Genomic DNA, 15,009 nt, shown 5'->3' on the forward strand with positions numbered 1-15,009 from the left:
AGATGAGGAAGCAGGGGGAGCAGGGGAAGAAATACTATTGATGATTGACCAATGCCCAATAACTAACGAGTAACGGCTAAATCAGCAATCTCGTCGGTAATCCCTGCAATTGTTTGACTGATGGGATGTTCAGAGTGACGTAGGGAGAAAATACCAATGCTTGCTAGCTGCATCATTTCTTCGGAAAGGGGCAAAATCCCGGCTACTGGGACGTTGTAGATTTTCTCAACCTGTTGTTGCAAGTCTGCAAAGTTCAAGCTTGGTAGCGCCTTATTGATTACCAACAACATTTTTGGCACTCTGAGCTTGCGAGCTACATCCACTGTTACCGCAGTACCTTGGAAGTCTTGATTATCTGGACGTAAGAGAATTATTAGAACATTGGAAATACCAATGGAAAGTAAGGTTTCTTCATTCAACCCTGGATGTGTATCAATTAATAGGTAGTCTAATTTAAGGCTGCGAATAAGTTGCTGAAAACCATCGTTAAGTCGGATTACATCATACCCTTCACGGAGAATTCTGGCGATTTCACCAGCTTTAATACTAGAAGGTACTAAGTAAAGTTTACCCTTGACTGTACCTGCATTTCCTTGTTCTGCAATTAGAGTATCAGTCACGTCATAGGCAGCGTCTTTAATATCGCATTGTCCCCATAAATAATCATTGAGTGCGCGTTCTATTTTATTCTCGTTAAGTCCGAAAATAACGTGAATTCCTGGTGATTGGATGTCAGTATCAATAATACCTACACGCTGTCCTTGAAGCGCCATAATCGCTGCTATGTTGGCAATCAAGTTTGATTTCCCAGTACCGCCACGGAATGAATGAACTGCGATAATTTGTGCCATATATTACCTCTTAATTAATATTTATTGGACATTGGGCAATTCAATTTTGGATTTTGGATTTTGGATTAAATTTCAATCTAAAATCTAAAATTCCTGCTCCCTCATTTTTCAGACAGTAAGACCTCTGGGAAGGTAAATTTTAACCAGTAGCGATCGCCCCCCAAGGGTAACAAAACTCGTCCGTTTGATAGCTGCAAGTTAAACTGCATATTCTTGTCTCCATTTTGGACTTCTACAAGTGCAGGCAAACTTTTGGAGTCAACTTTTGAGTTGCTCGTGTGCGCCCACACTCTAAGTTCTTTTTCTTGCTTTTTTGGGAACTGAAAGGTGGCATAGCGCAGGGCTGAGAGTGATGGAATCTCAATAGTGGCTGCTTGGTGATGTTGCTCACCATCGGCATATCCCAGCAGCACTTGGGCAATTTTTGGTTGTCCGCCTGCTGTGATTGTGAATACGGAACTACCTCCCAAATGTTTATCTTCTCGTAGTTCTACAACCACACGAGAAGCGAAGGCTCCATAGTTTTTCATCACCAGAGTTGCTCCCAAGGAGAGTGCAGCAATGGACAATGCAGTGAGCCGCGCCAGGGAATTTTCCCAGATAACCAAACCGTGGATGAGCAGGATGGCTAAGAATAAACTGTATACACCCACGCTGAACAATGGATGGTTGAGAATCTGCAAGACTACTCCGGGTATAAGCTCACCTTTGCGCCGACTAGAAACCAATAATAAAACTGGGAAAATACCACCAACAAGAGAGTTGCCAAGTATACCGGCAAAGGCGAGGATATTGGTAAAGGATTGGACACCAGCTAGGAAAAGCCACTCTGTCAACAGAAAAACTAACAGTAACGGGCTGATGGATAAGAAGAAGCGACGTTGGTTGAGCAAGGTTGTCCAAAATTTTCTCGTCTGACTCTGATGCTCAAAAGCAAAATTTCCGGCATCAGCTTTCAAGCCTCCTTCATAAACTAAGAGCATGGGTGAAATGACTTGTAGACAAGCTCTATCGTGGTTAGCTGACTTGACCTCTAGAGCCAAGCGGGTATCCCACTTGCGTAAGTCGGGGAATTCATTGCATAGCTCTTTAATGTCCCAATGTTCAGCAATTGCAATTTCTACAGAGTCAACTTTGCCGCTTAACTGAATATCTACACGAAACTTAGATTTAGTGTTTTCTTGTCCCAAGTAGGTTAAACCAATATGGGGAATCTGGCTAGATTCTCCAGAGGGATGTAATATTAACATTCCTTGCTGGCGAGGTAAGCTTAATAGAGATTTCGGTCGGGGTGGCAACCACTCTTTAGCTAAGTTGACTAGGAGACTGGAACTACGTAGCCAAGCCATTCCCAAAAGTAGGGTGACTAAAACTGCACCCAAAACTGTGACGATGGAACCTACTTCTCGTGCTAGTGGTTCTAAAGCGGTGCCTGATTGTCCTGCTAGCAATTGGGGGGCGATCGCTCCATTGACTGCTAACACCCAAATGCAAAACAATATAGTCAAAAAAGCAGTTCCCGCGATGCTACCCCAAATCAAGGAGGTGGCGCTAGAGTCACGCGGAAGTATGAGTTTGCCACATTCGCCTACATACACATGGCCAAAGTAAAGCATCAGGCTGACACCGAAAATCCTCTGTAGTATCCCCGGCTGGAAATGACCATCAACAAAGGATAAGTTTACATATAATAAATTTTCTAGTTGAACATGACCCAATGCCAGCAGTGAAAGGATCAGCAGCAAACTTACGTTGACTACTGCCAAAAATACCATTAAGGCAACGGTGAAGTTCAAAGATTTACGCGATCGCAAATACAATCCTGCACCAAAGAGCAATGCTGCCCATAATGCTGCCGGTATGGGTGTAAAGCTGGCCATAGTGACCGACAAACCAATATAACAAGCTAATGCAATCAGAAAAACTCGGATACCAACTGCAATAGAAAGTATAAATGAACCTGCATTTCCTAAATAATTAGAGACTAATTGTTTGATAAAAGAATTCCCATAACGGAAGTCACCACTGCGCCCAACGGCTTCTGCCATACAAGCCATCGTCAGGATGTTGATAGTACCGATAATCAGCAAAAAGGCAATGGTAACTAATGGCCCAACATCAGCGACAGCAATGGGTAAGGCTAAAAACGCTTGGGGAAGACCTAACGCAACGGTGAGGATCGAGGCTAGCCAGAAGGGTGGCAGAGATTCCAAACTTTGGGCGATCGCTGCACTCATCCAGCGCCACTGTTCAATGAGTGGCAATTGGGATGCAAAAATAGTCAACAGTTGTTTTCTGTAAAAGCGGGAATAAGCCACCTGTACGGTTTTTTCATCCAAACCCAAAGCGGCGCGGATGTGAGGCACTGTTTTCTCAGTGAAAGTGTATTTCTGTCCCAAAGCATGGGCGATCGCAGCTTTCAGTTTGGGGTTTTCTGGTACTAGGGATGCCCACTGACTGGCGTAGCGTTCTAAGTGCTGAATAGTGGGGTGGAGTGGTGGGGCATTTCCTAAAGCAAAGGCTTCTAAGAAAGCTAAATCGCGCTCATTGGTGGCTTGCTCTGTTAAGGAAAATTCCACCAGCGATCGCGCCACTATTTGCGCCGTCCGACTCTCGATCAAAAACAGTAGCGTATTCGCTCGTCTCGCAGGTAAACCCGCCAGCACTTCCTCCCGTGATATCAGTTCGTCGTCGGATGACATGATTTATACCTCAGTATTTAGCGATCGCTCTTTCAAAGATTGGACTTTACTCTGCAATCTCTGGTAATACTCCGTCTCAGTTTCACTAATAGTTACTGGGGAGCAATGCGATTTTGTGAGATGACCCCACCTGGAGAGCGATCGCTAATAAACTCTTACGTATATATTTAGTATTTTATACAAAAGTTGCAGCAATATTGCTTAGAAGATACAACCTGCTACCAAAAACAAAGTTTCTGTACATTGTTGCTACTAGAAAAAAAGGTAAAATTTCCTTTCAGGAATAGTTTTGAAATAGGAAGTATCTACCTTTATGAAAAAAAATATATCTGCAAATTTAAATTTTGCCGATTCATTATCAGATTTTCAAAAGGATGTGACTAACCTTTTAGATTTGAAAAATATCGAGGAGTGGTCTGGAAAAATAGTTAAAGAAAGAGAAGAAAAAATTAGACAGGCTGCCTTAGTTTTAGCGGGTCAATGTATCGCCATATTATTGCATAAGCTTTCTCAATCAGAGTCGGCTCATCAAACAGCAATTAATCAAACCAAAGGATGGTGGCATACCGACACACAAAGACACGGTTATACGAAGAGGGAAATATTAACAGTAGGTAATGTTGTAGTAAATCTTAAATTACCATACGTTGTTCAAAAAAGAGAAAAGAAAGCGAAGAATAAATCTACTAATGTTGGATTCTGCCCCTTGCTAAAATGGTTAGGAATGTCAGAAGGCTTGACCCCATTAGTTTGGTCAGATATTACAAAATATGGTGCCATAGCTAGTTCTTTTGAAGCCGCACATACAATCCTGGGTGATTGGGGAATTAATATTAGTCTTAAACGAATTGAACGATTGACATATAAATTTGGTCAAATCAGCATTGATTTACGTCAAACTAAAATATCTAACTTGCAACAAGGTAAATTACCTGGTGGGAATATACTTAAAGACCAGAGAGTTGTGATTGCTGTAGATGGTGGCAGGAGTAGAATTAGGATTAATAAAAAAGGTAGAAAAAATCTCAAAACAAACAAGCACGGCTTTACAGGGGAATGGGTTGAGCCAAAATTATTAACAATTTATGTGGTTGATGAACAGGGTAAAAAAGTTAAAAATGGCGAAATAAACATTGTAAATGATGGCACTTATGAAGACTATAAAGGCTTTTTGCCAATTTTAGAAATGCATCTGATTAGTTTGGGAATTAGTCAAGCAAAACAAGTTTTATTAGTTGCTGACGGTGCTGAATGGATTTGGAAGCATATTCCCCCTCTTTTAAAGAAATTGAAATCTCCCGATGCGACTTATCAATTATTTGATTTTTACCATGTTACTGAACGGCTACAGAAATTTGCTGATGTAGCGTTTAGTGATGATAAGGAGCGGAATAATTGGTTTAAAAAAGCACGGAGAACTTTAAAAAAAAGTAATGCCATGACCATAATTAGGCAGATGGATGAATTTATATCTGAAGCTACGGGAGAGCGTTGTAAAACTATGGTCACACAGAGAAATTACCTTTTACGTGCCTATCGTGAAAGGCGTTTAAATTACGCTAAGATACTAGACCAAAAACTACCAATAGGTAGTGGAGCAATTGAGAGTTTAATTCGTCAAGTTGTCAACTTAAGAATCAAGGGTAACAGTAAATTTTGGTTGAAAGAAAATGCAGAAATTATCTTACATCTGCGTTGTCAATGGATGGCTGGAAGTTGGGATAATTTTTGTGGTTCTATCTTTAATTCTTTTATCAAACCCCAAGCTGCTTGATAAATTTTATACTTTAATCTTGCCTTTAATTTACTTTTTGACATAATTCATACTAAGTATGAAAGGCTGATTGCAGATATTTTTATAAAAAATCGTCAAATGACTTGCTATTAATCTTTTTGAGATATTTCATCAAGATGAATTTTTGTGCAAACCAGTATTTTATTTGCAAATAAAATCACCTTGTACCTAAATATAATTTTTAGCGATGGCTACGCCCGCCGCAGGCATCGCTTGTTTTTGACCAGACCTCACAAAATCGCATTGCTCCCTAGTTACTGTCTGTTCTCTCAGCTTTTGGATTTTCATTTGTAACTGCTGAAAGTGCTCATTTTCCGTAATTTCCGCAACGTGGTTAGCTCTTTTGGTTTCGTCAATTTCAATGCGAAGTTCTTGGACTTGCATTTTCAACTTTTGGTCTCGCATTCTGACTTGTTCAGCCATCTTCAAAAAAACACGCACCAATTGGCCGATATCATCTTGGCTATGAGTTGATTTCGCCAAATTCTGATGCAGTTCCAATACATGAGAATCAAAGTCATCATGTTCTAGTGCTTGAGCTGCTTCTGTGAGGGCATGAATCGGTCGAGAAATTCTTCTGGCTAAGAGTAGCGCCATTATCGCTGTGATACCGCCCACAACTACCACACTGCTACCGTGCAGCCAAATCAGACGGTTCAAGGGTGCAGCAAACTGTTCCTTGGGTTGGCTGATTCCTAACACCCAAGGTTGTTCTGCTAAAGGTGCAAAACCGACTATTCGGGGCATCTCTTGGGGTGGAAAGCGATAGGTTGCGTGACCTATTTGTTTGGCTTTCACCATCACTTTTAACTCTGCAATGTTTAAGCTCTGAATCTGCGCCAGTCCATAACGTCTATCGGCGGCAATCTGCTTTAAAATATCGGGGGGCAGAGGGATGAGGCCATGGTACAGCAGAGATTGATCGGTATGACTGATGATTACCCCCTGTTGGTCAATTAAAAATGCGTTGCTTTGGGAGCCTACTTGCAACGTATTGACCATCGCCCAAATATCTGCTCCCCTGATTTTGAGTACTAATACTCCGACGATTTCACCACTAGGCGATCGCACTGGGTGAGAGAGAAACATTCCTGGTCGTTTCGTCGTTTTACCCACCAGAATACTAGATATATAAGAGTTACCCTGGATGCTAGAGCGGAAATACTCACGGAAAGCGTAATTTTGACCAAGAAATGTGGGATCGGTCGCTGCAACAGCACGCCCCTGTTTATCCATGATAAAAATAGCATCAAAGTCTGGATTAGAGCGGAAGACATTTTCTAGGGCTTGTTGCATATCATTACGCAAGCCTGCTCGTTCTCCAGAGGAAGTAGCAGCGAGGAAATTTACCACATTGCGATCGCTACTAACTTGAACCACAATCCGCTGAATATCAATAATTAATTGGTCAAGGCGACTAGCAACACTAGTAGCTAATAGTTCTAACTTGCGGTATTCTCCAGCCTCTACACTATCTAAGCTTTGTCGCAGATTGTAATAGGAAATGAAGCTCATCGGTATCAGCGCCGCCGCAACCAATGCCGCCGAAATCTTAGCAGCGATCGGCCAAGCTGGAGGGTAAAAAAAGCGATGAAAATGCTTCATTTTAAAATCTAATACCTGTTGAGCTAAAATTTTTTTACATAACCGTATAAATAGGAAGCTTTAATCCCAAAATTTTTTACTGCTTCTCATCTTTAGCAGCTTAGAAAAGGTAACTAACTACTTCAATGCACAATCTTTGTATAAGACTCACATTTTTTTAGTTTTTACCAAAACACAATTCAGCAGTCAGAATTCAGAATGGATTCTGACCGAAAAAGCGGATAGCGCTCAATACAGTTCAGATAAGACCAAAACATTTGTAGAGACGCCGATTTATCGCATATCGAAAACCCAAAATTTCGTACCAGTAGCCTTTAACTGAACCGTATTGGGATAACGTTAGCGAGTCCGCTTACCCCTACGGGGAAGCCAGCTACACGTAGCGTCTCGTAGAGAGCATCATTTTGAATTTTTAATTGTTAATAATTCTGCCTTTCTCCAAGCTTGGGGAGTAGTCTTGTGATACTGGCGAAACTGGCGGAAAAAATGGCCTTCGTGCTGATAACCTACTGTTTCAGCAATCTGATTCACGCACAAATTACTTTCAAGTAATAAGGTACGTGCTGCTACCATCCGACGTTCCACAATCCAATGATTCACTGTTTGTCCCGTATGACGGCGTACTAAATCGGTTAAGTAAGCAGGACAGTAACCAACAGCAATAGCCACATCTTGCAAGCTAATTGGTTGATGATAATTTGCTTCAATGTACTCAAAGACTTGGCTCAGATGAGAGTCAGAAGGAAATATCGATTGCGAATTTACCGATTTTGGAGTTTCAGATAAAGGTGAAACTAGAGTTTGTGGGAAATGTGCAGCATAATACTCTTTCATTGCTGCTTGTTTTTGCAGTCGAGTTGCGATCGCTCCCAATAATTCCTCTACCGTCGAGGGTTTAGTAAGATAGTCATCAGCTCCCAAATCCATCCCTTGACGAAGTTCAGCCTTCGTAGCTTTAGCAGTCAGAAAAATAAAGGGGATCATAGCTGTAGTAGGATCTTGGCGCAGAGTGGATAGAACACCGTAACCATCAAGTTCTGGCATCATAATGTCACAAAGCACCAAATCTGGTAAGTTTTCTAGCGCCTTCTGCACACCGATAACACCATTTTTTGCACCGATGGCTTCAAAACCTTCTGCCTCTAAGCTATCTAGAAAGATATCTCTGGTTTCTGCCTCATCTTCAATCACCAAAACTTTTGTCATAATTGGCTCTGATGTTCACTGATGAATTATTAGTCAATCAAAATGATCCAAATTATGCAAAAAAAATACATTTTAATTAGACCGCGTGTAAAGTTTACAAACTTTAGCGATCGCTGCTAGCAAACCCTCGACTGTACAAGGCTTAGTAACATAGGCATTTGCTCCTAGATCCATACCATAGGATCGTTCCACATCAGTAGTCCTACCCGTCAAAAAAATTAACGGAATCTTGGCTGTCAAAAAGTTCTGACGCAGCGTAGTCAGAACACCGTAACCATCAAGTTCTGGCATTATAATGTCGCAAATCACTAAGTCAGGCAAGTACTCTTGTGCTTTATTGACACCAACACGACCATTTTCTGCACAAATGGTATCAAAACCTTCTGTTTGCAAACTTTCTACTAATATGTCTCGCGTTTGCGCCTCATCTTCAATTACTAAGATTTTTTTCATCATTTAGCAGTCCATCGGTCTTTTTACATTAGCGGATGCCAAACTCAATGACAATGCTTTTTCTTTAAACGAGACTAGCGCTTTTTTAGCTTCCTTAGCAGAAGTCTCGTACTGTAGTCATTACTCTTTTCAGTTTTTTACTCTCTCACAAATGATTTGGCATTGCTATAGTGGTTGTTTTAAGAGTAATGTAACTGTAAAAATAGTACCTTTCCCAACTTGACTCACCACGTCAATTTGACTATGATGCAAGTCTACAAGCTTTTTGACAATTGCCAGCCCTAATCCATTACCTGGTACGTCACCTACATTCCCACCTCGATAAAATGGCTTAAACAACTGTTGTTGATCTTCTAGCGAAATGCCAATTCCCTTATCCTTAATTTGAAAAATGACTTTTTCATCTTGATAAGACAATATCAAATCAACCTTACTACTTGTTGGAGAATATTTAACAGCATTTGAAAGTAAATTCATTAGAACTGGTTGTAGCAACTTTTTATCTACCCAAACTGGTTTACAATTACCTTTGCTAACGAAGTTAACTGCACTTAGGCTATTTGTTTGTAGGTTTATTTCTGCCAATATCTCACGGCAGAATAAGTTTAAATCAAGCGGTTTTAGCTCACACTGTAGCTTTCCGGCTTCCGCACTGCCAATCAGGAGAACTTCATCCATTAAGTGACTAATCTGTTCAGTTGCTGTTTGAAGACGCTGCAAATACTGGAGTTTTTTCTCATCACTCCAGTGGTGACTATGACGTTTCAATAAACTAGTGGAATACGAAATTACATTCAGGGGACTGCGGAATTCATGAGAAACCATAGAGACAAACTGCGCTCTACCTTCAGCAAGTTGTTTTTCTTGTTCTAGAATTCGGCGATTTTCTGATTCTGCTTGTTGACGTTCAGTGATGTCTCGAAAACTCCATACTATCCCAATAATTTCTTCACTGAGCCGTAGAGGCTTACTACATCGCTCGAAAAACCTGCCATCTTTCAATTCCAGAATATCATAGCTTTCAAAATCCTTTTGGCTATTGAGTTTTTGGATATCTCTGCACAATATTTCTGGATTGTTAATTTGGTTTATGTAAAAAGTTATATATTGCTGATAGTTACATGAACTAATAATAGAATTTGGAACCTGCCACATTTGAGCAAACTTTCCATTAGAGCTAATAATATCTCCGTCACATCCAATAGCAATAACACCGCAATCGATAGATTCTAGAGTTGCTTGAAGTAAGGAAAGGGAATTCTCTAGTTTTGCTTTTACCCACTTGCATTCAGCCCTTTCATGAGATAATATCTGATTAACGTATTTTATTTCGGTTAAAAGCTCCTGTACCCTGTACTCTAGTACCTGATTAGCTTTAGATAAGACGAATGAAACATGCTTGCGTTTACTGATATCTCGGATCAAGATACAACCATACTCTCTGCTTTCATATTCCATATAGCTAGCAGTGATTTCCACTGTTAAGCGCTGGTTTTCTTGAGTCTGATGTATAGATTCAAAGTATAAGGAACCCTGTTGTTTAATAGTTTTCCAGCAGTTGGGCCATACTTCTAGTGAAAAGTCTAGTATTACATCATGTATGGTCATAGAAAGTAATTCGTCGTAGGAATCACCTACAAAATTACAAGCTGCGTGATTGACATATATAATCCGTGCATCTGAACTGATCCAGAAAACTGGATCTGTTAAACGTTCCATTAAAAACTTGCTAAATTGCAACTCTTCTTCTAATTGCAATGTGTCGGCTTGAGAATTGTGTAGCTCAGAAAACTTGTTTGTGAAAATCATAAGTTTCAATGCTAATCATTTATAATTAACCGAATTTATTTGATGACACAAAAAACTTCTTGGCACTCTACCTACTCAATGTATTCCTTAATTCAGTTGATGTAATAGAGAGTATTTTCCAAAACTTAGAAATACTCAAAATATAGAATTTGGAGGTTTAAAAGTGCGAACAATTCATCATGAAAACATTAATTTTCGTTGACTATAGATTTAAGTTTTGAAAAAACTAACTTGTTTTTTGATAATCTTTAGCTGTTTTATGGTAATTAAGATAAAATCTGTTAAACCTATATATTTAGTAACAAGATACAACAAACTACCGCCAATTAATCATAGGCTTTGGGACACTCAAATTTAGTTGCTTCAAATCAGAAAATAATCATATCGCTCTGCCAAGTTCGTTCGACAGAACAATACTTTTTTCAATACACTAAAAATTTGTTTGACTTGGGCTTTCTAGAAAATTCAATTCTAACCATACAGCTATTCGATTGTTAACGCAATACTATTACAGTAATATTACACTTTGCAAACAATATCAGGACTTACGCAACTGTCACAAGCAATGGCGCGGCGTAGCCACGCCGCGCGCGAAGCAACTACACGATAAACATAGGAACAGCCGGACGTTTTAGTTGCTGAACTAAATAATTTGATAACAATCCATGCTTAATTTGGTAGATTGTTTGACCTAACTTTTCCCGTTAAGTCTCTCTTGCAAGCTGCCAACCCTCACACAGGTCGTGCAATTTTAACCAACCTCGCCACAGTACCTGGATACCAATAGGAGTTTTATGTCGATGTTCAAGATAACCACCTAAACGAGCGATCGCTTCCACAGCCCAATTAACTGTCAATAACTTAGGTGGTTTGGGGGATTTAGCTTTCAAAATCCGAAGTTGAAGAGGATTAAGAATCTCAATAGCGGGGGCTTGATGCTGAGTGCGGTGTAGATAAGTTAACTGCAAAAGCTCAACAGCAATCACACTCAAGAAACCAATTAAAGCTTTCATACCGTCAGCAGCAAGTCTGTATCGTTCCACTTGACATCCTGACTTGAGAATTTTGTGATATTCTTCCACATGCCAACGATAAGAATAGCAACGTAAAATCGTAGCAGCCATCTGGATATCTTGTAACTGATTCTATCCTTTGTGTTCCAGTTGACCCACCAGAAATCCTCCAATTAGATCCTTATCCCTTACTGTTTCATGCAAGGGACAATGCCTTGGAGACTTGCGACGACAATGAAGACAACCGCCGCAAGGGATGGCAACGCATTTCATTGTTTGCACTTTACTTCCGTCCAAGTGCGCTGGAACTTACTCCAATCGGACAGATGTTTCGTGATGCTCTCAAAGCACCACAGCGAACCCTAAAAACGTACTTTGGTTTATTTCCTTTCCGCTGGCGAGAAACTTGGAAGCAGGCATTCGATGCTCTACAAGGTCAGGGGCGGCCATTTGTCGCACCGATTCTGCAAATCCTTATTTTTCCACAAGCACCAAGACAAGTCCTCAACTGGGCTGATACAGTTGCAAGTTGGGATTTTCAGCAGATTATCCCCTGTCACTTTGACTCGCTAATTTTTACAAATCCGCGTCAATTTCGGCAAGCTTTTGCTTTTCTTGAAAAAAATCCCTCTGTAAGTAATGACTTTTCTTCTAGCAAAAGCCAGCCTCTATTGGAGGAAGACTTAAGATTTATTAAGCAACTGGAAGCGAGTCTAGTTAAGCGCGGTATCGCAACTCCAGCTAAAGAGAAGGTCTAATCAATACCCTAGCTGTAGAAACACACAGTTGTGCATTAGTACCAACTTATAAGTACTCAGACAAAAGACAAGTTTGGTCAGATGATGGCATATTCTTATTGGATAAAATTATACCTTTATTTCAAAATCTCTCCTAATCTGGCTTTTAGCCTATTTTAAGACAATCGATCTCAAAAGAATTGACTTTTCTGTTGGTATTCCTGATGGTGAGCCTTACACAGAACGCATACCTGGGGCAGTGGCTCCTTTGGGTTAACAATGGATCGCGGGTGTAGGTCTGTGGTGTGCGATTGGCTAGTGGTAGTTAACTGAAATCACACTTTCGACCAAGTTAATTTTGAGTCTAAACCAGAATCGGTAAGGTAATCACAAATTCTGTTCCAACGCCTGGGGTAGAATTCACATCCAAAGTTCCACCATGTTTTTCTACAACAATAGATTGAGCGATCGCTAATCCTAATCCTGTTCCTTTACCAACACCTTTGGTAGTAAACAAGTCGTCAAATACTTTTTGTTTAATTGATTCACTCATCCCTTGACCATTATCAGCAATCTTCACTTCAACCTGTTTGTTTTTCAATGAGGTGGTAATCATTATCTGATTAGGATTGGCTTTAATCTCCCTAAAACTCCGGTCTGTATTTGATTCATCCAAGGCATCAATAGCATTCGCTAGTATGTTCATAAATACCTGATTTAATTGCCCTGGAAAGCATTCTACTTCAGGTAATTTCCCGTAGTTTGTGATAACTTCAATCTTCGGACGTTGCTCATTTGCTTTCAGACGATGTTTGAGAATTAGAATGGTACTATCAATGCCTTGGTGGATATTGAAAGGTATTTTGTAGTCTTGATCGGCACGGGTGAAAGTGCGGAGACTGGTACTGATATCTTTGAGTCTGTCACAGGCTATCGTTATTGAATCAATCATTTCTGGTAAATCTGATAAGCTATATTCCAAGTCAATTTCTTCGGCATGGATGAGAATTTCATCTCCCGGAGCGGGAAACTTTTTCTGATAAAGCTTTAAGTGGTCAACAATATCAGCAAAGCTAGGTTTAGCTTGTTTTACACTGGCAGCAATAAAGCCCAAAGGATTATTCATTTCGTGAGCTACTCCAGCAACCAATTGACCAATAGAGGACATTTTTTCGCTTTGGAGCAAATGAGCTTGGGTGCTTTGAAGTTCTTTAAGAGTGCGCTCTAAATCTTCCGCTTTTTGCACCAAAGTTTCTTCCGCAGCTTTGAGTTGGCTGATATCCCTTGCGATCGTCGAGAAATATTCAACTTCCCCCTCAGGTGATTTGTGAGCAATAATCAGTTGGGATATGGGAATTTCTCGTCCATCAGCTTTTAAAACAGCAGTTTCCCCAACCCAATCACCGACTCTAACTGATTCTGGTAATCCTTGATTCTGGATAATCTCATTTGCCCATTTCGGATGATTTTGGGACAAATTTCTCTTATGAAGCGATTCTTCTTCCCCTAGCTCCAACATTCTACGAGCTGCTTTATTAAAGTAAAGAACCTGCCCAGTTAAGTCAGCAGTGCTGATAAAGTCTGGTGCTGCTTCTAGAATTGCTAACAACTTCGCCTGTTCTTTCTGAGCTTGTTTATGCTCACTAATATCACGAGATACGCCAACAGTCATTATCACTTGACCTAGTTCGTTACGGATCGCAGATTTGATTGTATGGAATAAGCGTACTTCGCCATCGTACCGATTTACTGGCTCTTGGGGAATTTCTAGTGTCTGTCCACTTTCAAATACGTAAGCATCATCTTTGATATATTGCAGGGTATGATCTGGTTCGCTGAAAGGTGCATCAATCATATTTTGAAGCTGTGACTCACTCATCCCGTAATAATCACGAAACGCCTTATTTGCCCAAATAATTCGAGATTTAGCACCTTTAACCAGTACCATATCTGTAATTGCATCAAGAATTTGCTGATAGGTCTTTTCGTTTTCGTGCAGAGTGCTTTCAAAAGACTTTACTTTTGTAATATCCTGTACTGTTGAGACAATACTAATTACCTTGCCATCCACATTAGTTATCGGAGTGTGACACCAATCACAAATAATCACTATTCCATGTTTTGTCAGGTTCTTACTGAGATTATTACCTTCCACTTTCTCTTTAATTAATAACTCCATTATTTTGATGGCTTGTACTCTCTCAATTTCTGGCACAATTATTTCTGATAGCTGACAACCAAGTACTTCGCTTTTGCTGTATCCAAATAGTTGTTCAGCAGCCAGATTCCATTCTATTACTTGAAACGCTGTATCCCACTCAATTAAAGGCAAAGGATTTCGTTCTATAAGTAATAAAAGTTTATCTTGCAACTGTTTCAAATCTGGCTCTGCTAATTGATTTTCAATCTCCTGACCATTTCTACTGACTTCATCAACTTTTAGCACTTGGTTGACAGAAAAATTGTTACCGGATTGAATGCCCTGCTGTTGAAAGTTCATCCTGTCTAACTGACTAATAGATTTGCTTGCTACTTAAATCTAGGATTCCCTATTCTTTAGATAATGTAACATTCCTGTTTCTAATAATATTCATCTGTTGGAAATCGTAGTAAAAAGAGAACAATTATAAAATCCCTAATAATCTGATACTACAATTCTCCAAGTCAATTGACTCAAATAGGTTTTGTCTTCCTGTAACTTTATCCTTTAAGGTATATGTATTGAGGCTGTGGCGAGATATACAAGACACTTTTGCGATGAGCGTAACCTCGCAACCGGGTCAGATCCAGGTGATCCCCCAAAATTAAGTTTACGCAGCTGATGAACGGCTGGTTTCG

Annotated in this window: 8 protein-coding genes and 2 pseudogenes; 2 read left to right on the top strand and 8 right to left on the bottom strand. The window is 40.1% G+C overall.

Translation table 11 applies throughout. The features are described from left to right. Nucleotides 1-62: 62 nt before the first annotated feature. Both IQ276_RS12085 and IQ276_RS12090 read right to left on the bottom strand, forming a co-directional pair. On the bottom strand, nucleotides 63-851 hold the full coding sequence (locus IQ276_RS12085) for a MinD/ParA family ATP-binding protein (protein ID WP_193915793.1): 789 nt from the start codon (nucleotides 849-851) through the stop codon (nucleotides 63-65). A 101-nt stretch (nucleotides 852-952) separates the two neighbouring features. Beyond that, nucleotides 953-3,553, bottom strand: a complete 2,601-nt coding sequence (locus IQ276_RS12090; protein WP_193915791.1) for an amino acid permease — start codon at nucleotides 3,551-3,553, stop codon at nucleotides 953-955. A gap of 313 nt (nucleotides 3,554-3,866) precedes the next feature. On the opposite strand from IQ276_RS12090, the gene IQ276_RS12095 reads away from it, so the two are divergent. Next, nucleotides 3,867-5,327, top strand: coding sequence for an ISLre2 family transposase (locus IQ276_RS12095; protein WP_193925627.1), 1,461 nt, complete (start codon nucleotides 3,867-3,869; stop codon nucleotides 5,325-5,327). A 189-nt stretch (nucleotides 5,328-5,516) separates the two neighbouring features. On the opposite strand, the gene IQ276_RS12100 is transcribed toward IQ276_RS12095, so the two are convergent. The 5 genes and pseudogenes from IQ276_RS12100 to IQ276_RS12120 all read right to left on the bottom strand — a co-directional run. Further along, the gene (locus tag IQ276_RS12100; RefSeq protein WP_193913794.1) at nucleotides 5,517-6,953 is read right to left on the bottom strand and encodes a PDC sensor domain-containing protein; all 1,437 of its coding nucleotides are present in this window, start codon (nucleotides 6,951-6,953) and stop codon (nucleotides 5,517-5,519) included. Between the two features lie 399 nt (nucleotides 6,954-7,352). After that, on the bottom strand, nucleotides 7,353-8,159 hold the full coding sequence (locus IQ276_RS12105) for a response regulator transcription factor (RefSeq protein WP_193913796.1): 807 nt from the start codon (nucleotides 8,157-8,159) through the stop codon (nucleotides 7,353-7,355). Nucleotides 8,160-8,231: 72 nt separating this feature from the next. Beyond that, nucleotides 8,232-8,615: a response regulator transcription factor gene (locus IQ276_RS12110; RefSeq protein WP_309245588.1), complete on the bottom strand. Its 384-nt coding sequence runs from the start codon at nucleotides 8,613-8,615 to the stop codon at nucleotides 8,232-8,234. A 162-nt stretch (nucleotides 8,616-8,777) separates the two neighbouring features. Continuing rightward, complete coding sequence (locus IQ276_RS12115; RefSeq protein ID WP_193913798.1) at nucleotides 8,778-10,421, bottom strand: sensor histidine kinase; 1,644 nt, start codon at nucleotides 10,419-10,421, stop codon at nucleotides 8,778-8,780. 704 nt (nucleotides 10,422-11,125) lie between these two features. Further along, nucleotides 11,126-11,551, bottom strand: a pseudogene (locus tag IQ276_RS12120) (hypothetical protein); the annotation flags it as partial. Nucleotides 11,552-11,553: 2 nt separating this feature from the next. Between IQ276_RS12120 and IQ276_RS12125 the strand changes: the two are divergent. Then, nucleotides 11,554-12,192 (top strand): annotated as a pseudogene (locus IQ276_RS12125) (DUF4336 domain-containing protein); the annotation flags it as partial. A 343-nt stretch (nucleotides 12,193-12,535) separates the two neighbouring features. On the opposite strand, the gene IQ276_RS12130 reads toward IQ276_RS12125, so the two are convergent. Then, nucleotides 12,536-14,671, bottom strand: a complete 2,136-nt coding sequence (locus tag IQ276_RS12130) for a PAS domain-containing sensor histidine kinase (protein ID WP_193913800.1) — start codon at nucleotides 14,669-14,671, stop codon at nucleotides 12,536-12,538. Between the last annotated feature and the right edge of the window lie 338 nt (nucleotides 14,672-15,009).

Origin of the sequence: Desmonostoc muscorum LEGE 12446, assembly GCF_015207005.2 — a bacterium.
Lineage (GTDB): Bacteria > Cyanobacteriota > Cyanobacteriia > Cyanobacteriales > Nostocaceae > Nostoc > Nostoc muscorum.